The following is a 20537-nucleotide window of genomic DNA, read 5'->3' as shown; positions in this document are numbered from 1 at the left end:
AAACGGGGATCTTCGTACGCGTCAAATCAATTCGCGCGGATATTCAATCAGATGATCGCCGAAGACCCTATAAGCCGCGAGTCATCTTTCGCCCCGTATGGTTTACCCGTACAGCTTATCCGGTTCCCATCGCCGTGGGAGTCCAGTGGCTGAGAAAGCTTGATTTGCGGCCGGATCAAACGATCGGAACCAGGACCCCTGAGACGACCCACGGATGACGAATTCTCAACGTTTGGCAAATGTACGCGAGTACTTTACGCGTTGGCTCAGCAGGATGAACCCGATCGACGCCTCGGGCCCGTTCGACGCATCGGGCCCGTTCGACGCATCGGGGGAGCCCTCTCGGGAAAACGGCGCCGGCTCGGATGACTCGGGCACAACGGACCTCTTGATCGAAAGCGAATCCATTCTGATCCGCGACGGTTTTTACTGCGGTCGCCGATTTCAAGCCGAACGCTTCGATGCGACTTGGTTCATGGAAGAAGACGAGCTGAAGATCCAGCAGCATGACGGTGGCGTGTCCGCGGTTTTCACGGGAGACCAAATTGGCGATCTGTCGCTGTTGCCAGAGCAGGTGGTCGCCGAGCCGGCACCAGAGATTCCTCAAATAGCCGCGCAAATCACGACGGAGATCGAGTCAGAATCCGAGACGGCGATCGAAACAGAGCTTGAGATTGAGCACTCCGGACAGTCCGTCGAGCCTGCGAAGCCGATGCCGCTGATCGCGTTGGACCCGACCAAGATCGTGGCGGACGCTGAGCCAGAGCCAGAGCAAACGGAACGCCCGCATGTCGTCTCCATCTCGACACCGATCGAGAAACACACCGTCGCCGCGGAGAAAACGGATTCGGCACCGCAAGAAGACCACGTCGAATCCACACAGTCACCGGCAGCCAAGTCGGATCGAGACGTCGCAGGTCCTCAGTTGCCGATCACCAAGGCCGCGTAGGTCTGGCGAACCTCGCAAAAATTTTCCGCGTCCTGGCTGCTGGAACAGATTGCTCCGGGGCCGTAAACTGTCACCGCCGGAGAGTTGGCCGAGTCTGGTTTAAGGCGCTGGTTTTGAAAACCAGTGTGCGCGTAAGCGTACCGTGGGTTCGAATCCCTCACTCTCCGCTCAAGCGAGCGTTTTCTGAAATCCCAAATCGGCCATGTGGGCGGCCGTCCGCTCGACCGTGAATCGGATTTGCTCTTCGGAGTGCTCACAGGTCATAAAGAATCTCAACCGGGCCGCAGATTCGTCCACGGCCGGATACAGGATCGGCTGAACGTTGATCCCGTCGGCCTTCAATCGGTTGGACAGCCTCAATGCGACCATCGAGTTGCCCGTGATCACCGGGATCACCGGCGTGCCGCAACTGTCTCCCGTGTCCAATCCGGCTTCCTGGCACAACGTCAGGAACAGATGGCTTCGTTCCCTCAGTCGCTCCACGCGATCCGGTTCGGCCTCCAACGTCTGAATCGCCGCCAACGCCGCTGCGACTTGAGCCGGCGGCATGCCGACACTGAAAACGAACCCGGGGGCGGTGTACCGCAGCAATTCGATCAACGCGTTGCTGCCTGCGATGTATCCACCACACGACGCACCGGATTTGCTCAACGTGCCCATCCAGATGTCGACATCCCGAGCGTCCATCCCGAAGTGTTCAGCCATGCCTCGGCCGGTCTTGCCCATCGTTCCAAAACTATGGGCCTCGTCCACCATCAACATCGCCTTGTGGCGTTTTTTGACTTCGGCAAACGCGGGCACATTGGAAAAATCGCCGTCCATGCTGTAAACGCCTTCGACGATGATCAACACGCGACGGTACTGGGAACGCACTTCAGTCAAGGTGCGATCGAGCGATTCAAAATCATTGTGCGGGAACGGGCGACGTTTGGCACCGGACAACAACGCCCCCTGCACAATGCTGTTGTGGGACAACGCGTCGTGCATGATCAAGTCGTCCGGTCCGACCAGATGCCCGATCGTGGTTTCGTTGGTCGCGTGACCACCGACCATCAAGATCGAATTGTCCACGCCGATCCACTCGGCGATCTTTCGCTCCAACTCACCGTGAATCGGTTTTTCACCGGAAACCAACCGACTGGCTGACACACTCGTGCCGTATTTCTTCACCGCGTCCGCAGCCGCTTGAGTGACCGCCGGATGACCGCTCAACCCCAAATAGTTGTAACTGGCAAAGCTGATGAGTTCTTTGCCATCGATCACGGTGGTGTCGCGGACGATGGATTCGTGGACGGTAAAATAGGGGTTCGGGACACCAGTCATCGCCATCTGTTGCATCGTTGTTTTCAAACGACGGTACTCGGCGAACTGTTCGACACTGAATTCCGGCTCGACCACATCGACCCGCCGTGGCGGCGCGACGGCGCCGTTTCGCTTGCCACTTGTGTCCGTTCCCGTGGAACTCTCAATGACCACGGATCCGTCCAACAACGCATCAGCGCGGGCTTCGCCTCCAGGCGGCAAGTAACGTTCGATGGCAAGCGCGGTTTGGCCGATCGTTTCGATCTCATCCAAGACTTGTTCGGGAAAACGTCCGCCGAAGGTTCGCTCCAGATTCCGTGCGATCTCTAGCCGTTCCAGTGAATCCAGCCCCAAGTCCAACACGATGTTGGTGTCCAAGCTCAGGCGTTGGGCGCGTTCACCGGCCACGGCGCGGACGTGGTATTGAACCGCAGCGACGACGCGTGGATTCACGTCGGCTTCGGAGAGCTTTGCGGCTTGACCTCCTGCGGCGGCGGCTTGCATCATCGGCATGCCGACACCCTCAGCCACCGCAGAGCGTGAACCCGCGGATTCTTCCCAACGCACCCACTTGGCCGTCAATTTCAAGTCGCCATCGCGAACCGCGTGCAAGCATGCGTGACGCTGGATCTTGCCGCTGCTGGTCTTGGGGACGCTGCTATTGCGAACGAGATAGACCGCATCGGGCGGCAGTTCGTGTTCACTGGTGACCGCGCGCCGGATGGCTTGAATGTGTGCGTCCCAGTCGACGTTTCGCTCACGGACCGTTTCGGCAACGATCGCGAGTTGTTCGCGACCGTCATGCTCCATTGCAAACGCACCGACCGCACCGGCTTGCACCATGCTGCTGGCACGCTCGACGGTCTCTTCGATGTCCTGCGGGTAACGATTCACACCACGGACGATGATCATGTCCTTCAACCGACCGGAGATGTACAGTTGCCCGTCGTACATGAAACCCAAGTCGCCGGTGCGCAAGAACGGCCCCTCGCCGGCGGACGTCCTGGCGTGGAACGTGCGCTGAGTCGCACTGGCCCGCTGGTAGTACCCCACGCCGACGGATGGACTTTGAACCCAAATCTCTCCGATCTGATCCTCTTGCAAAACGTCGCACGTATCCGGATCGACGATCAACACCGTTTCGTTCGGTAAGACACGACCGCAGCCCACCAGCGATCGCACACCGGTTTGTTGTGTACCGGCTTGCTGTGCATCGACGTGTACGACACGTCTTTGGTCCAGTTGCGGTCCGTCAAACGACTCGACCACGGGACGCGTTTCCTTTGGACCGCCGGTGATGATCAGAGTCGTCTCGGCCATCCCGTAACATGGCAAGAACGCTTGCCGATTGAATCCGTAGGGAGCAAATCGCTCACAGAACGTGTCCAAGGTGTTGACGCGAATCGGCTCGGCACCGTTGAACGCAATCTGCAAGGATGACAGATCGACGCCCTCCATTTCTTCGTCGCTGATCTTGTCGACGCAAAGCTGATAGGCAAAGTTGGGGCCGCCGCTGACAGTGACTTTGTATTTCGAGATCGCTTGCAACCATCGCGCCGGACGTTGCAGGAAAGTCATCGGACTCATCATCATGTTCGTCCGTCCGATGTACAGCGGCATCAACAAACCGCCGACCAACCCCATGTCGTGATACGTGGGCAACCACGTGCATCCGATCGTATCCGGTTCGACTTGAAAACCGTGCATGATCAGTTGGCTGTTGGCGATCAAGTTCTGCTGGGTCAGCATCACTCCCTTGGGCGTTCCCGTGGAACCCGATGTGTACTGCAACACGGCCAGCGAATCGCCACTCAGCTCCGGCCGTCTCCAACGCGACTGGTCTCGGCAAGTCTGATCGTCGGTGCCCAACAACTGAACGCCGACCAAATCCTCGTGCCAACCATGTCCCGACAAACGCTCCACCACGTCCGTCGTCGTCAACGCCCATTTGGCTTCCGCATCCACCACGATCGAACGAATCCGGGACGCCTTGCGATTGCGTCGCGGTGGAAACGCGGGAACCGCAACGGCACCGGCCGCGTGACACGCCAAGAAACCAACGACAAAATCCAATCCCGGCGGGTAGATCAACAACACGCGGTCGCCGCGGCGGACCCGGCATCGTCCCTGCAGATAACCCGCCAAGCCACGGACCTCTTGCCACAACTTCTCGTAAGTCAACGAGTCATCCGTCGACTCCACGTCGGTGAACCCGAACGCAATCGAATCAGGACGATGCTCCGCCCAATGCTCGAGAACGGAGACGTAATGGTCACTCGGTGGTGACTCGTTGCCGAAAAACTGGTGAAAATCCACAGATCAAACCGGGGCCGAGGATCGAAAGTTTGGACATTTCGCCATCCTGACAATTAATTTCCCCATCCTTGGGCTAGCCGTGGAGGCTCATGGATAACACTTCGTCGTCATCCACGTATCCTTCGCTCTTGCGAACGATCGGCATTCGTTGGCGATCGACACGCGGAGCTGTTTTGCCTGATCGATTCTGAATCGAAACCCGTTGTACCGTTCGTCCGGTACAAAACCTGTCGATTGTACCGGCCATCCGATCATCGGCCTTACGAATTTACCTGTCTTATCCAAACTGCTAAGGATAGCGAACAATTCGATTGAGTCACGCCTCCCCGATCCACGATACTCGCCGATCGGCTCCAAACAGGATAAAACGGAGTCTTTCCCAGCGATGACGTGTTTTCTCAAGCCTCCCATTGTGCGGCAGGAGTCCTACCATGCAAACCCCCAGCCTCCCACCCGCATCCTTCCAAGGCCAGCAACCCGCCCTGATCGACCGAGTCGTCAATTTGCTCGATCCAGCGGGGAATATTCTGTTGGACACCACCCAAGAGCGAGCCGAGCAGGCAGTCCGCGATGGCGACGTCGCGGCCATTCGCCAGATCGGCGGCCAGTTTGCGATCTGCCAGCAGTCCGGAAAGACCGTGCGGATGGCCAGATCCATCGGCCGTCCCATGCGGTATTTTTTGGCCAAACGCGCCGAAGGCCCCGCGTTGATCGTGGCCGAACGCATGGACGAAATCCACCAACAACTGAAACTTGAGGGACTCGCGGACCAGTTCCAGCCCTCCTACACCCGAATGGTGCCCGCGCACCACTTGCTGGAACTCCAACTGGTGGGCTGCCCAGACCCCAATCCCACACTCACCCGGTTCTTTGCTCCCCAACGCAATCGCTTGCCCGCGTCAATCGAAGCCATCGGCGCTGCCTACATCGGTAAACTTGCCGAGTCGATCGACCGGTGGCTGGAACGCTTGCCCGACAACGAACCGATCGGTGTTCTCTTTTCTGGTGGCATCGACAGCGGCAGTGTGCTCGTTGTCTTGGATTTCTTGCTGCGTCGCCGCGGCCAGTCTTCCGCTCGTGTCAAAGCCTTCACGTTGGCGGTCGACGGCAATCCGAGCGACAGCGTTCAAGCCGCTGAGTTTCTCAAAGCGGTGAACTTGGAGATGCTGTTGGAAGTCATCCAGGTCCCACGCGACCGCGTTTCCTGGCGTGACTCGATCGCGGTGATCGAAGACTACAAACCGCTGGACGTTCAGTCCGCAACGATGGCACTGACGTTGATCCGCGAAATCCGCCACCGCTATCCCGACTGGCGCTACTTGATCGACGGCGACGGCGGTGACGAAAACTTGAAAGACTATCCCATCGAAGACAACCCAGAGCTGACCATCCGCAGCGTGCTGGGCAACCGCATGCTGTACCAGGAAGGCTGGGGAGTGGACGCGGTCAAGCATTCGCTGGTGTACAGCGGCGGGCAAAGTCGCGGGCACATTCGCACCAGCGCGCCGGCGACAAAGTTTGGCTTTGCCGGGTTCAGTCCTTACGCGTTGCCTGATGTGATCGAAGTCGCCGAGGCGATCCCGTTCGTGGACTTGACCGATTGGGACCACGAACGACTCTACGCACTCAAAGGCGATATCGTGGCAAGCGGCGTGAAGCAGATCACGGGCGTGGACATGCCAGTCTTTCCCAAACGCAGATTCCAACAAGGCGCCGCGGACCAAGCCACCTTCGGCGAACTCTTTCCCAAGGACGACCACGAGTACCGAGACGAATTCGCCAAAATCATGCGGTCACTCGACTGCTCGAATTGAAGCACGAATCGCCATCGGTCGGTCGCTTCAGTGAGCCCCGACGCGTCAGCGGCCGGGCCTTTCATGTCGGCTGTCGCCTTTCTCAAGGAACTTGGAGGAGGTGACGATTTTCCAGTACGGAGGAAGAAAACGTGACGGGGGTAGTTTCCACGGATCGCCACGTTTTCTTCACCGCGGCGGGCATCATTCCCGCCAACAGAACCGGCCGCCTTTATTTCCCAGTCGCGGATGCGACGGCAGCATAAAGCATGGGGCGTGAGCCCCATGGGGCGCTAACCGGAACCCAAAAGCCGCGAAGCGGCGACAGATACGCAACGGCACCACCCACAATCTGTCGCCGCCTTCGCGGCTTGCCTGGAATCGTTGTGTTACGAGACCTGGGACTGACGTCCCAGGCTCTATGCTTCCGCCGCCTTCGCGGCTTGTTGTTGTTTGCCGTGCTACCAGGCGTCAGGAGATTTCGCCAAGGGCTGAAGTGTTTGGCAAGGCTTGAATCTCACCCCGCCATCTCAAGATGACGGTAGCGTCAACCTTGCTCCTAACCACCTGTCTGCAAATCCACCGCCCTCGTTCCTGTGTGTACAATGGGCGTCCCGCTGATGTGACTCCCCTCCCCCATCTCGTGACCAAAGTACCGCGATGCGCCACTGGATTTCTGTAGCTGTTGTTGCCATGGCCGCTCTGCTGATCAGCAGAACTTGTCATGCCGAGCGACCCAATATTCTGTTCATTTACGCCGACGACCAAAACTACAAGACTCTGTCGTGCTATCCGGAGTCGCCCGATTGGATCAACACCCCGAACATCGACGCGTTGGCTCGCGAAGGTGTTCGATTCGAGCGCTGTTACTTCGGCGCCTGGTGCATGCCTTCCCGCGCCAGTTTCCTGACGGGACGCTTGCAACACGGTGTTCAGACGATGCGAATGGAGGGCACCTATCCGGCCAGCACCTACGATCCACAGCAATGCCGATTTTGGCCGGCGACCTTTCGTGAGAACGGATACCACACCGCGCAGATCGGCAAGTGGCACACCGGCGTCGATACCGGCAACGGTCGCGACTGGGATCATCAGATCGTTTGGAATCGGCCAGGTCATCCCGACAACGCGGGCAACTACTTTGCCAACCAAATCGTGACCTTCAACGGTGTCGATCGAGAGGTGGACGGTTATTCGACCGACAACTACACCGACTGGGCGATCGACTACATCAATGGCGAACATCGTGACGCCGACAAACCGTGGTACCTCTGGCTTTGTTACGGCGCGGTCCACGGGCCGACGACACCGGCAGAGCGACACGAAGGAAAACTGGCGGGCCACGAAGCGGAGCTGCCAGCGGACATCTTTGGTCCTTGGCCGGACAAGCCACAGTATCTTTCCAACACGTCGGCTTGGGTCAAAGGCGACGACGGCAAAGCGTACCGACGAAAGAAGCAAGTACGCTCGAGCAATTTCAACACCAACACGGCCGGTCAGTCCTACGACGATTGGGTGCAGCAGACCAACGAATGCGCGATGGCGATCGATGAGGGCGTCGGACGCTTGATCGAAACGCTTCGCAAAACCGGCCAACTGGAAAACACGTTGGTCGTCTACACGGCCGATCAAGGATTCGCGTTGGGCGAGCACGGGTTCAATCAAAAGATCGCCGCCTACGATGCCACGATCGCGTCGCCGATGATCATTCGTCACCCGCAAACGATTCCTCAAGGCAAGGTCTGTCGTCATCCCGTTTCCGCCCCCGATGTGGTCCAGTTGTTTTGCGACGTCGCCGATGTCACGGTGCCTTGGAAAATGCACGGACGCGACATCCGTCCGCTGCTGAAAGATCCGGAGAGCCAGGACTGGAGCATGCCCGTGCTGATGACTCACACGGGTCGCAAATACGGCGACGATACGGTCCCCATCCCAAACCCGAGCGACGAAGCGATGACGATCGTAGGCGATGTGCCCTGGTACGCTTTGCTTCGCGACGGCAAATACAAATACATTCGCACGTTCGTCGAGGGCGAAGTTGAGGAAGTGTACGACTTGCACAGCGACCCCGAGGAACTGGTCAATTTGGCCGTCAAGCCTGAGAACAAAGCACTGCTGGAGCGACTGCGCGCCTTGGCGATCAAAGAACTGCGACGCACCGATGCAAAACTGGTCGATTCCATGCCGCACACGGCAGCCATGTTGGCACAGGCGAAATCCGCAAGCGATGAAGCGTTTGTCTCGCTTTTTGATGGCACGACGCTCGACGGATGGCGTCACAGCGGCAACTGGAGCGTGGTTGACGGCAGTATCACACGCAGTGGCAAGGGCGGCAGTCTTGTTTGCGAGACGATGATGGTGCCCGACGATTTCGAATTGCGATTTCAGTGGAAAGTCGCCGAGGGCAGTAACAGTGGTGTTTACTATCGTCCCGGCCAATACGAATACCAAATCCTGGACAATTCACAGCACGCAGATGGAAAGAACCCGCGGACCAGCGCCGCCTCGTTGTACTTTTGCATGCAGCCGTCCCACGATGCGACACGGCCGGTTGGTCAATGGAACGAGGGTCGAATCGTTTGCAAAGGCACCGTCGTCCAGCATTGGCTCAATGGCGAGAAAGTGATTGATTTCGACTACGCGGACCCCAAGTACCAATTTCATGTGGACATGCTACGGCAGCGTGGTGGCGAACTTGACCGACGGGGCGCAAAATTGAGCTTGCAGGACCACGGTGATCCAGTGTGGTACCGTGACATCCAAATTCGCGAGCTTTCGGAATCCGACAAGCTCGACCGCACCCCCGTCCAGCCCGCGACGATCTCCCCTGAAATCTTGGCCGCAGAAAAAAAGAAACTCGACGGCATCGTCGCCCGCCGTCAAGCGGCCAAACAAAAAAATTGAATGACTCATGTGCCGCTCCAGCGTCATCCACTTGAACAGATGAATGACGTTGGAGCGAAACATCAAACAATGATCCATCGGGCTTCGCCAAGGGAATCTCGTGAAGGGAATTCTGGCGAATCCCATTACCTGTTTCCTAACGATCCGAGCGGAGTTTCCCGTGAGCCGTATCATGCTGCTGCCTGTATTCCTGATGCTGTTGGTTTGTTTGCCCGAGGCACGAGCCGCTGATGACACCAAAACAAAGATCGTTCTGATCGCCGGTCAGCCGAGCCATCCGTCGGGACAACACGAGTTCAATGCCGGATGCATCCTGCTGGCACGTGCATTGAATGAACAAAGTTCGCTGCCGGTGCATGTCACCGTCGTCCATAACGGATGGCCAAACGACGAATCGGTATTCGAGAACGCCAAAGCCGTCGTGATCTACTCCGACGGCAACGACCGCCATCCCACCAACGGCCACGAGGAAAAGGTGGATGAACTGGCGGCATCCGGCGTCGGCATCATGTGCATGCACTACGCCGTGGAAGTCCCGCCGGGGGATCGCGGCAACTACTTCAAACGCTGGATCGGCGGACACTACGAAGGTGGATTTTCATGCAATCCACACTGGACCGCGCCCTTGGCCCCCAACTCAGATCATCCGATCGCGAACGGCGTCCCCGGTTTCCCAGCTAATGACGAATGGTACTACAACATGAGATGGGCTGACCCCAAGACCGCGACCGATGTGCTGACGTCAACACCGACACGTGAGAAGATCAATCGATACATCCACTGGACGCCGGCGGGCGAAAAAGAACTGGGCAATCGTCAAACGTTGATGTGGGCGGTGCAACGCAAGGACGGCGGACGTGGAGTCGGATTCACCGGCGGTCACTGGCACCGCAACTGGGCCATCGACGATTTCCGCCGTGTCGTCTTGAACGCAATGATCTGGACCGCTGGCATGGAAGTCCCAGAGGGCGGCGTCAAATCCGAACCGATCACGGAAGCCCAATTGAACGAGAACTTGGACGAGAAACGAAAGATGGAGCACATCTCACTACCATCCGACGCCGACCTGAATCAACCCGCCGCCGAGCCGGTCGAGTACCGTTGGCCAGGCAAGAAACCCTAGTCAGTAGGCCGATCGGACGGCGTCGCAGAACTCCAGTTTTCGGTCTCGATCACGCAATCGGGCAGACGCTCGGACAGTGCGGTCAATTGTGTTGGTCCCAGCCCGGTGTAGTTCAGTTTCAGCGATCGCAGATTGGCCATTTCCGCAAACCCGGACAGGTCCACACCGGTCAAATCGGCATGCCAAATCGTCAATGCCTCAATGCCTTGCAATTGCCCCACCAAGCTGATGTTCCGGTCTCCGCTCCCCTCGAGTTCCGAAATGATCAGTTGCTTCAACCCATCACACTGATTGATCGCGTTGACGGATTCGTCCGTCAACTGGACGAAACTCATCTCCAAGATCGCCAAGTTAGGCAACTTCGTCAGCTCTGCAAAATCAGCGGGCACAATGTCCGTGGAGCTGTACGTTGCTAGTTGAGTGATTCCCACGCAGCCGGCAAGCAGCTTGAGCGATTCGCCCGTCGATCCCTGCGGCAATGAGATGTATTTTAGCTGGGGCATCGTGATCGCAACACGGGCCAAGTCATCACCCAGGGGGCCGTCCACCGCGATGGATTCCAAACTGGAGTTTCCCGCCAAGTAATTTAGATTCTCTGAATTGGAAACTTGGCAACTCTGTACCAGCAATTCCCGGAGTTGCGTTATCTTCGCGATCGATTCCAAGCACGTACCGCGTATCGGCAACTCCTGCAAATACAGACTCACCTCCAAATCGATGCCAGCGAGGATTCGCAGGTCGTCGTCATGAAGATTCAATCTCGTCAAATAAACCGCATCGATGGATGAAATCGATGCTGGCAGTTGCTCAATATCGTCAACCGTCAGTCCGCCATTGTTGAGCACGACCCGTCCGCCGACGGAGACGACCCACTCCGCGATGGCCCTGTGTGATGTATCGCCGGCGGTGGTGCTGCCACCAACCTTTGGCTGAAACCGGATGTTGATCGACCTGCCCTCTGGAGTGCTGAGATCGTATTGCGTCCCAACGGACGCGAACCCATCCTTCTCAAACCGCAACTGTCGTCGGCCCTTGTCGACACTGACATGAATGAGTTTTCCGTCGCGTGGGTCAGCAATGGTAAAACTCTCTCGGTCGACATCGATTTTCAGCGACTCGTCCGATCCGTTGATCGTGACGACAACTGTTTCGCCGTCTCGAAAACGAATGTTAAAGATCATTGCGGCGAGCACCAGCAGACCCAACGGGGCAAACATCGCCAGCACCAACTTTTGCCAAGAACGTCCCCCCGTGCCGTGGCGGCTAACGGTCTGCAATGTCGATTTCGCTTCATCCGACTGGGGGATCGCATCTGCGTTACCAAGTCGTCTCTGCACAGACAGCAAGGCGTTGTTCAGATCCGCTGCCGTCGCATATCGCTCCGCCGGATCGACTTGCAACAACGTGCGAACCACTTCGACAAGTTCGCGGTCGACACAGGGATTGGTCTCTCCCAAATCCACGTAGTCGCCATCGGCAATCTTTCGGAGCACGCCAATGACGCTGTCCGCCTCGAACGGTGGTTTGCCTGTCAAGCAGTGATACAACACGCTACCGACGCTAAACAAATCACTCTGCTCGACGACGACCTGACCATTCGCCTGCTCGGGCGACATGTACTTCGGCGTCCCCAACATGCTTTCGGCCGACGTCAGGTCAAAATCATTCGTGCGTGCGAGCCCAAAGTCGATCAGTTTTACGTTTCCGGATTCTTCGATCCAGATGTTGCCCGGTTTGATGTCGCGATGGATCACACCAGCCGAGTGGGCCGCATGCAGAGCACTAGCCAACTGTTGTCCGATGCTCGCCACGATGGCTTGATCCAATGACGCTGCACCACGCAGACGGTCCGCCAGTGTTTGCCCAACGAGTAGCTTCATCGTCAACAATGGCGTCTCACCCGCCGTTTCAACGGAGTAAACCGGAACGACGTGATCATGTTCAACGGACGCCAGGGCCTTCGCCTCCCGGGCAAATCTCTGCCGTAGGGCTTGCGAGACGGGCCTGCCGCTGAAGATCACTTTCATCGCCACGTCTCGCTCTAACTCGGGATCATTGGCTCGAAAGACCACTCCCATTCCGCCTTGTCCGAGGACTTGCAGAATCCGGTACTTGCCCAGACGGCCGATTTCATCGGGTAGCACTGGAGGCGACAGAAAGTGGTATGCGGCGAATGAATCGTTCGGCGTCAGTGTGGCGTCAGAACGTTGTTGGACGGTGTCAAACAACGTATCGCTCGCTGCGTCGAGGAAACTCGTGCCTTGAAAACTCGCGTCTTGGAAAATGGATCGGGCGTTTTCGATCGCTCGCCGCACCGCGTCGTCGTGGTCAACGAACCGCGTCGATTGAGCCACCGCTCGGTGCAGCTCTCCGTCGTCGGGAAACCGTTCAATCAATTGAGAACAATCGGAGCACTCGGTCAGGTGTTCCCCCAGCTCCTCCAGTCTGCGGGCAGATACCTCACCTTGCAGCATGTGCTGATATTCCAGAGCGGTCGGACAATTGCGAACAGTCATGGCCATTTCCTAGAAAACATTGGGGTTCATCAGGGGCTACATGCCATCGAACCATTTCTGTCACAAAAGACGGACATTTTTTGCTTCAGTCCAAAATCCCTCGCAGTTCATTCTTGATCTTCAGTTTTGCTCTCGACGTGGCGGTGTACACCTGCCCCACCTTGATCCCCATGTCATCGGCGATTTCTTGCGGGTTCTCACCGTGGACAAAGACGCGCTGACAGATCTGCCAGTCTTTCTTGCTCAGCAAGTGCTCCATCGCCTTGAAAGCCTGACCGAGCACATACTCACGATGTTCCTGTTCGTCACAGCTTTGCAAATCCGATTCAGCTGCCTGCACGGCGTTTTCCAGCTCCACGCCATCCAGCGGATCATCTTTTCGCGAAGACAACAAGTCGCGATAGGCGTTCAGAACCACCGTGAACAAATACCCACGAAAACGTTTCCCTGGATCGATGCGCATTCGCGGCATGGCACGATGCATCTTGACAAAAACTGTCTGCACCAAGTCCGACGCATCCGCATCCTGTAACTTCCACTTCCGCGCCCAAATGAAGAAAAGCGGCGTGTACAACGCCACGAACCGATTCCAGTCCTCCTCGGCCCTGGGGTTCTCCGAATCCTGAAGCCGCAACAACAGGCTTACCGACGTGGTGGGATCAACGGTCACAGTGGTGCATGCTTGTCCAAGGTCCTCTGGGATTCGATGCCCGGCATTCTACCCAGAATCCCCCCCCTCGGTCGACCGAGATCCGACCTGCCCCAACCAGCACGTCAGCCTTTCCAGGCTGACATCCACGCGCACCTCGTTTATCGCCAAGTCGCAGGCGACGACGTCACCACCAACCGCCCAAGCACCAACCATACGCCGAGCTTGGCCCCGCACCGTCACCACCCCCATCACGAAAGGCACATAAGAGTTTGCTGTAGTGGACGAGGTCACGAGTCCCCGACACGGTTCTCCGCTCCAGGGACTCGTGACCTCGTCCACTACTCGATCCCGGCAGGGATCGCAGAAGGTAGCCACGGGTCGCCGAAGGCGCACCCGTGGTTTGTGAACCTCTTGCTCGGTCGACCCCGGAGGGTGTCGCAGAATTCATGACGCAACTTCTGCGACGCCCGTCGGGGTCGATTTGCCCGCGACGCCAACCACCGGCGGTGTTCGCTACGCTCGACCGCCGGCTACCCTCTTGGACCATTTCATGGTCCGCCGTCACCTCCCCCAAGGAACTTGGGGGAGGTCGAGCAAAGCCGTCCAGGCGATCGCGAGGGAGGGGGCCGTCTGCGCAAGTAAACGTTTCGAATCCGCAAAACGCTTTCCAGGGCACGCTATCGACTTGGAAAGTCGAGCGACAATTGTCGTTCGACTTTCCAAGTCGAAAACGAACACCACCATACGGCCGAGCACGAACCATACGCCCTCTAGATCCGTTTGACCCGTAGCCGAAGGCGAAGGCAGATGCGGCGTTTGCCTCTGCGGTGCAATCCGGTCGGTTGCGGCGATGACGCCTGCGGCTAGTCGTTAAACGCGCACCGTCACCTCCCCCAAGGAACTTGGGGGAGGTCGAGCAGAGCCGTCCAGGCGAATGCGAGGGAGGGGGCCTGTCTGCGCAAGTGGGCGTTTGGGATTGGTAAAACGCTTTCCGGGGCACGCTATCGACTTGGAAAATCGAGCGACGATTCACGCGTATCGCCCCCTCACCCGGACGAAGGCTTAACGCCTCGTCCGACCTCTCCCCCAACAAATTGAGGGACAGGTTGCAGTTAGATATTCAACTCGATCCCGATCGCAAACCCCAATCTCAACGTCCCAACCTCCGCGAACACCGCGTCCAAGACTCCCACTGGGTCCGTGCTCAGCTCACTGTGGAGATCCCTGCGGGTGACGCTGTAATCGAGGCTGCCGATTGCGAATCCACGGCTGCGGGTTTGTGCGCTGCTCGCGAACACTTCGTGCGTTACCCGGTTGCTGCGCATCGCGTAGCCGGTGAACACCGAACGCCCGTCGCCGAAATCGTACACACCATGCACGTCGTCGGAAGCGAAAACGTAGTCGTAGACGATCGAACGTCCACCACCGACAGACACGGCGTTTCGGCCGCCGTTGGAGTAGTACGCATAGTTGGTCACTCGGTGATTGCCTTCGCCCAGGACCGTCGCCTGAACAAAACCGGGCGAAGCGTACGCGAAGTGCGAGACACGAGCGTCACCACCAGCGCCGAACACTCCCGCCGAAACGTTGGTCGAGTAGAACACGTAGCTGCTGAAACGATCGGTCCCCTCGCCGAGGTCAAAACCAAGCACACTACTATCAGACTCTCGCACGTGGTTGTACACCGCGTCGTCGCCGGAACCCATGTCCACGAAGGACGCGATCCCGGGTGACTGGATGACGTAGGACATGAACGTATCGGCACCTCCGCCCAGATCGACGTCGATGGCTGCATCGGAGGCGTTGGTACTGTGAAGCGAGACGGTTTCGTCACCCTCGCCACCAACGATCTGCAAGCTGGAATCCGCAGCCCGGTTGTAGACGACAATGTCATCGTCTCCGGTTCCCCCATCGACGATCAACGTCGCCCCCGGACCGTCAACGAACACGGTGATCCGATCGTTGCCACCGTTGCCGTGAATACGAAGTGATTCGCCCGCCGCGATATGTTGTGTGATGTTGTCGCTCCCCTCGGTGCCTTCGACGGTCGTGATGCCATCGTTGACGTCAACCTTGATGATCAGCGTCTCAAAAGCGATTTGAATCACACCGTCGGCGACATCGGAGATGGCAACAGGAACAACATTCGGGTCCGGCAACTGCATCCCATCACCATGCAAAGCGACGAAGTCGGCCAAGGACAAAACACCGACGTCGGCATGATAGATGGCCGCACCGCCACTTGAGAGCGACACCACGGCGTAGCCAGAATCGCTAACATCAACGACGGAGCCCCGCACACGAGAACCATCGGACCACGTGAGCAAGGTCGGTTCGTAACTAGAATCGACGAGGGTCCAGACGGTGGCCTGCAGTCCTCCATCAAAGGTGGCAGGGTCGAAAAATGCAATATTTCCGCCGATAAAATTAACGTTCGGCGATATCGCAATGGCCTGGCTCGTATCACCATTCGGAGTCGGCAAGGCATGAAAGCCCGTAGAATCCCAATAGGCAGCACCAGCGCTGCCCACGACAATCGAACTGGCAAATCCAACAGAAGTGTCTCCATTCACTGATACATCTACCACACTAGACAAGCCACCTCCGTCGGGCAGCACTGCCAATCCTCCAGATGGAGTCCAGACAATCCCATCCTGGACGCCGCCCTGGTCGCCAACAACTCCACCTGACCAGGCAGAAATCGCGACACTCGTAGCTGGATTCCCAGGCACGAAACCAATACCCGTTGGAGAGTCCGGCGCGGAGCTTAGCCACGTGGTTCCTTCACCAACATCAAACGAACCAGGAGACTTAGACACTCCAGCAATCCGACTACCATCGGGAGAAACACCGAAAACTTGAGTATCAGGACCAAGGCCAATCAACTCATCCACCTGAAACGTCTCCAGGTCCACCGACGTCACGAGTGTGGCAATGGGCGAATCGGTTTGTTGATTCATTGAGCCGACCAAGTACGTCATGTCCGTGTTGGTGTCGAACCCTTGATCGACCGCGACGAAATGATCGGGCAGCGAGTAGAAGGCAACCGTCATCATACGACGGTCTTCGAACCGTTCCATGCCGAGCCGGGACGAGCGCACTCGCCCACGTCCTTTTCGATCGGCACCGGTCTTCCGTCGTACAACGTTCGCGATTTGTTTGCAGAGTTGTGAAGTGTTCATGATGATCAGCGATGACTTACGGCGTGTCATTTCACAGGCTCAATTCGTTGGATGTTGTTAGTTCTCATTCCCCCTCACCCCCTGCCCCTCTCCCCCGAATCCTGACTCGCTGAGGCTCGCCAGGATTCGGGGGAAAGGGGAGCCATGTAGCTTTTTGGGACGCGTTTTCGGCTTCGACTCGATAAGTCGAACGACTGTCGCTCGACGCTCGGGACGTTCTCAGCAATGACTTCACTCAGCTTCGTCGCGTTCTCAGAAAGCCGATGTCGTTTGCGTAAAGCCCTAGAATGATGAAGACGAATCCGATCCAAAAGGCATTCGGTTCTGGGACGGCGGAGATCGAGTCTGCGAATCCGTTGACGGCCACGAAACTGTCGAACGTGCGAGTCTCTCCGGGGGCGATGGTTCTGGTGATCAATGACAGGTTCGCATCGTTGACGACGCCTCCACCTAAGACGCGGTCGCTGGTGACGCTGCGCTCGAACAATGAAATCCCGTCTTCAAAGAAACCGAAGTCGGCGGTGGCGAACGCCGTGCTGGGCAACAAATCGCTGCCTCCGGTTTCTGCGTAGAGTGAGTAACCCAAGCTGAAAGTGATGTCGAGTTCCGCGGCGGTGGTGTTCGTCACCTCCAGCGAACCGTCCGCCCCCGCAAAAATGCTGTGAAGCGAATCCGGGGGCGCCGAGGCAAGCCCATCTCCACTGGCGAACCCAAAGAGATAGTCGCCCGTGACCATCGATGCGGGATCTGCGGCAATGACGCTGGAGAAAGCGTCAACGCTGCCATCCGTGTTTCCAAACTGGAATAGATCCGTGATGGGCTCCAAAGTCGATCCGCCAATGGTAAACCCGGTTCCGCTCACCGAGTCGATGCGGACTTCATAAGCAGCGTCCAACACGAACACGACATCCGCTTGTACCTCCGATGCTGCGAAACACAGTGGCGGAAACAAGACGACAACCGTCAGTAAGTAAGATTTCATCGATGAGATTCCCATTCGAAGACGTAGCGATGCAGATGCCAGGAAATTCGGCCACTGCGGGGGCTACGGGGATCTCAGAGACTTCTGTCACAAAATTTCGAAAATAAACTCACACCGACTTGGATTTCAACGCCAACCGGATCATGGAACTGACGGAGCGGACGGCCTCACCGAGCGTCAGCTTGCTGTGGCCGCGTTGGCGTTCGGTGAAGGTGATCGGGACTTCGACCATCCTGGAACCGTTGGCGTTGAGTCGAACGAGCAGTTCCTCCAACAACGCATAGCCTTGGCATCGCAGACTCTCTGGTTTCAGTTTCGCTAACGCACTGACGCGATAACATCGCATCGAGCCACTGCAGTCGCGGACCGGCAATCCGAGCATCGTGATGGCAAAGCGGTTGACCAAACGGCTCATCCATCGACGCCTCAGCGGCCATCCGACGATCTGTCCACCGTCCACGTAACGCGATCCGACAACGACGTCGATTTCAGGGTCGTTGACCGCGACATCGAGCAATCTCGGCAGGCTCTGCGGATCATGGCTCAGGTCGCCGTCCAGATTCAGCAAGAAGTCGTAGCCGTCGTCGATCGCCACGCCGATGGCGGCTTGGATGGCATTGCCCAATCCTCGCTTCTCCGTCCGCAACAGCAAACGGACCGCTGAGTCCTCGGCGGCGACCTGCCTGACCAGATCGGCGGTCCCGTCGGGCGAATCGTCGTCCACGATCAGCACGTCAGCATCAGGCAGCGAGCTCCTCAGGGATGCCAGCAAAGGCCGAATGTTGCCGGCCTCCTGGTAGGTGCAAACGGCGATCAGGACGCGAGCATCGCTGGAGTGTGTCACAGAATCCGAGACATGGTGGGGTGAAATCCTTTGTGAAGTTTCCAAGGGTAGTTTTCTGGGCCGTTTTTTGGCAAGTCTGCCCTGGAGCCTGCGGCCGTTTTGACCCAAGAAGTCCTTTTCCCCTAGGGGACCGAAAAAAATTGCCGATCAGCGAAGAAATTGCTGATTTTCCGAGTCCACCCCCCCCTGAAGGACCGTTCATAGGGGGTTGGACTCAATATTTGAGGTCCAAACATACGATTGATACGACCAGCGTGATTTGACGAGACGCCTGTCCGTCGATACGCTGGAGTGCGATTTGGAGAGTTTCAGTTCAGTCTAGCGATTATCCTGAGACCTCCGATTCATCCCACCTCCACCCCACCACACAAGCCCGAAACGATGCGCTCCCTGCGGCTATCCAGTTTCAGGTCCCACCTAACCATGCGTCAGGAATCCTTTGTCGGCCCTGATGTTCAAACAAAACGTTCATCGCGATTCTCGTTTGATGACGCGAATCGAATCCGAACCGCTTCCTCGGCAACAACCATGTTGACGTCTAAGATCGGTCGGTAAGCGAACAGCCCACATCCCATTGATTCGGAGCAACTCGAATGCGTTGTCGCGGAAACTCTCTCAGCCGTCGTGGAATTCTTACTGCGGGTGCACTTGGCGGACTCGGTCTTTCGTTGCCCGAGTTGCTGATGCGTCAGGCCATGGCTGAGCAAAAGCAGTATGACTTTGTCGAAGCCAAGGCAAAAAGCGTGATCCACGTTTACTTGCCCGGCGGTATGGCTCAACAAGAATCGTTTGACCCCAAGCCATACAGCCCGATGGAATATCGCGGCGAGATGGGAACGATCAAGACGAACACGGGTGAAGTGTTCAGTGAAGTGATTCCACAGTTGGCCAAACGTGCCGACAAGTTCAGCGTGATTCGCTCGATGTCGCACGGCGAAGCGGCCCACGAGCGTGGCACGCACAATATGTTCACGGGTTACAAGCCCAGCCCGGCGCTGCGTTACCCATGTTTCGGCGCGGTCATCAGCCACGAGTTCGGCCCCCGAAACAACCTGCCTCCCTACGTCTGCATTCCAAACGTCCCCAACGAATTTGCGGGCACGGGCTACTTGCCCAGCAGCTACGGCGGATTCGCGTTGGGAGCCGACCCGGCGCAGAACGGTTTCAAGGTCCGTGACTTGGACTTGGCCGGCGGCGTCGACGCAGAACGATTCATGCGACGCAAGGCTGCTCTGAACGTAGTGAACAACCAGTTCGCTGCCGCCTCACCGGCCGACAACGTCAACGCGATGAATACGTTCTATGAGCGTGCGTTCGACTTGCTGGACACCCCGGCGGCCAAAGAAGCGTTTGATCTGGAAAAAGAAGACGCCAAGATGCGTGACCGTTACGGCCGCAACCAAGCCGGTCAGCGTTTGTTGATGGCTCGCCGATTGGTCGAAGCCGGAACGCGACTGGTGACATTGACCTACGGCGGATGGGACATGCACGCCAACATCACGTCGAGCTTCAAGAACACGATGCCCCCGTTGGACGTCGCTCTGTCAGCCCTCATCGATGACTTGAGCGAGCGTGGCATGCTGGACGAAACATTGATCATGGTCAGCAGCGAGTTCGGACGCACGCCGAAGATCAACCCCGATGCAGGTCGCGACCACTGGCCGAAGGTGTTCAGCGTGATGCTGGCTGGCGGCGGTATCAAAGGCGGCATGGTCTACGGTGCATCGGACTCCACCGCAGCCGAACCAGAGGAAAACGCTGTTTCGCCCGCCGACTTGGCGACCACCATGTACCGTTTGCTCGGCATTGTTGCCGACAAAGAATTGATGGCTCCCGGCGACCGCCCGATCGAAATCGTCGACGGTGGCAAACTGATCGAACCGTTGATGGTTTGATCCGATCGTGTTCAACGCGGCGGTGCTTCCACTCGTCCGCGTGAACTCTGACACGTCGCTCGACACGAATCACCGTGTC

The 20537-nt window shown here is 57.6% G+C and carries 11 protein-coding genes and 1 tRNA gene; 6 read left to right on the top strand and 6 right to left on the bottom strand.

The window, feature by feature from the left end:
• Window positions 1-214 precede the first annotated feature (214 nt).
• The gene (locus Pla52nx_RS09765) at window positions 215-949 is read left to right on the top strand and encodes a hypothetical protein (RefSeq protein WP_146519750.1); all 735 of its coding nucleotides are present in this window, start codon (window positions 215-217) and stop codon (window positions 947-949) included.
• 78 nt (window positions 950-1027) lie between these two features.
• A tRNA-Ser gene (locus Pla52nx_RS09760) sits at window positions 1028-1116 on the top strand.
• 1 nt (window position 1117) lies between these two features.
• On the opposite strand, the gene Pla52nx_RS09755 is transcribed toward Pla52nx_RS09760, so the two are convergent.
• Window positions 1118-4567: an aminotransferase class I/II-fold pyridoxal phosphate-dependent enzyme gene (locus Pla52nx_RS09755; protein ID WP_231741922.1), complete on the bottom strand. Its 3450-nt coding sequence runs from the start codon at window positions 4565-4567 to the stop codon at window positions 1118-1120.
• A gap of 431 nt (window positions 4568-4998) precedes the next feature.
• Here Pla52nx_RS09755 and Pla52nx_RS09750 point away from each other — a divergent pair, with 431 nt between their 5' ends.
• The 3 genes from Pla52nx_RS09750 (at window position 4999) to Pla52nx_RS09740 (ending at window position 10387) form a co-directional block, all read left to right on the top strand.
• On the top strand, window positions 4999-6381 hold the full coding sequence (locus Pla52nx_RS09750) for an asparagine synthase-related protein (RefSeq protein ID WP_146519751.1): 1383 nt from the start codon (window positions 4999-5001) through the stop codon (window positions 6379-6381).
• A gap of 672 nt (window positions 6382-7053) precedes the next feature.
• Window positions 7054-9264, top strand: a complete 2211-nt coding sequence (locus Pla52nx_RS09745; protein ID WP_231741923.1) for a family 16 glycoside hydrolase — start codon at window positions 7054-7056, stop codon at window positions 9262-9264.
• Between the two features lie 160 nt (window positions 9265-9424).
• A complete protein-coding gene (locus Pla52nx_RS09740) occupies window positions 9425-10387 on the top strand; it encodes a ThuA domain-containing protein (protein ID WP_231741924.1) in 963 nt (320 codons plus the stop codon).
• Here the strand turns inward: Pla52nx_RS09740 and Pla52nx_RS09735 are convergent.
• From Pla52nx_RS09735 to Pla52nx_RS09715, 5 genes are all read right to left on the bottom strand, one after another.
• Window positions 10384-12903 (bottom strand): serine/threonine-protein kinase, encoded by a 2520-nt coding sequence (locus Pla52nx_RS09735; protein WP_197454533.1) that lies wholly within the window; start codon window positions 12901-12903, stop codon window positions 10384-10386. The genes Pla52nx_RS09740 and Pla52nx_RS09735 overlap by 4 nt on opposite strands.
• An 85-nt stretch (window positions 12904-12988) precedes the next feature.
• Entirely contained in the window at window positions 12989-13573 is a 585-nt protein-coding gene (locus Pla52nx_RS09730; RefSeq protein WP_197454534.1) for a sigma-70 family RNA polymerase sigma factor, read from the bottom strand.
• A gap of 1094 nt (window positions 13574-14667) precedes the next feature.
• On the bottom strand, window positions 14668-16767 hold the full coding sequence (locus tag Pla52nx_RS09725; RefSeq protein ID WP_342190378.1) for a hypothetical protein: 2100 nt from the start codon (window positions 16765-16767) through the stop codon (window positions 14668-14670).
• Between the two features lie 205 nt (window positions 16768-16972).
• Window positions 16973-17719: a hypothetical protein gene (locus Pla52nx_RS09720; RefSeq protein ID WP_146519145.1), complete on the bottom strand. Its 747-nt coding sequence runs from the start codon at window positions 17717-17719 to the stop codon at window positions 16973-16975.
• 109 nt (window positions 17720-17828) lie between these two features.
• On the bottom strand, window positions 17829-18563 hold the full coding sequence (locus tag Pla52nx_RS09715) for a polyprenol monophosphomannose synthase (protein WP_146519146.1): 735 nt from the start codon (window positions 18561-18563) through the stop codon (window positions 17829-17831).
• Between the two features lie 593 nt (window positions 18564-19156).
• Here Pla52nx_RS09715 and Pla52nx_RS09710 point away from each other — a divergent pair.
• On the top strand, window positions 19157-20458 hold the full coding sequence (locus tag Pla52nx_RS09710; protein ID WP_146519147.1) for a DUF1501 domain-containing protein: 1302 nt from the start codon (window positions 19157-19159) through the stop codon (window positions 20456-20458).
• Window positions 20459-20537: the final 79 nt, after the last annotated feature.

This window comes from Stieleria varia (genome assembly GCF_038443385.1).
GTDB classification, from domain to species: Bacteria; Planctomycetota; Planctomycetia; order Pirellulales; family Pirellulaceae; genus Stieleria; species Stieleria varia.
Note: the sequence above shows the minus strand (reverse complement) of the source record. Positions and strands in the feature narration are given on the sequence as shown.

Excerpts from the sequence above, each read along its gene's own strand:
- Pla52nx_RS09765 (WP_146519750.1), top strand. The coding sequence starts at position 215 with ATGACGAATTCTCAACGTTTGGCAAATGTACGCGAGTACTTTACGCGT.
- Pla52nx_RS09750 (WP_146519751.1), top strand. The coding sequence starts at position 4,999 with ATGCAAACCCCCAGCCTCCCACCCGCATCCTTCCAAGGCCAGCAACCC.
- Pla52nx_RS09745 (WP_231741923.1), top strand. The coding sequence starts at position 7,054 with ATGGCCGCTCTGCTGATCAGCAGAACTTGTCATGCCGAGCGACCCAAT.
- Pla52nx_RS09735 (WP_197454533.1), bottom strand. The coding sequence starts at position 12,903 with ATGACTGTTCGCAATTGTCCGACCGCTCTGGAATATCAGCACATGCTG.
- Pla52nx_RS09725 (WP_342190378.1), bottom strand. The coding sequence starts at position 16,767 with ATGACACGCCGTAAGTCATCGCTGATCATCATGAACACTTCACAACTC.
- Pla52nx_RS09720 (WP_146519145.1), bottom strand. The coding sequence starts at position 17,719 with ATGAAATCTTACTTACTGACGGTTGTCGTCTTGTTTCCGCCACTGTGT.
- Pla52nx_RS09710 (WP_146519147.1), top strand. The coding sequence starts at position 19,157 with ATGCGTTGTCGCGGAAACTCTCTCAGCCGTCGTGGAATTCTTACTGCG.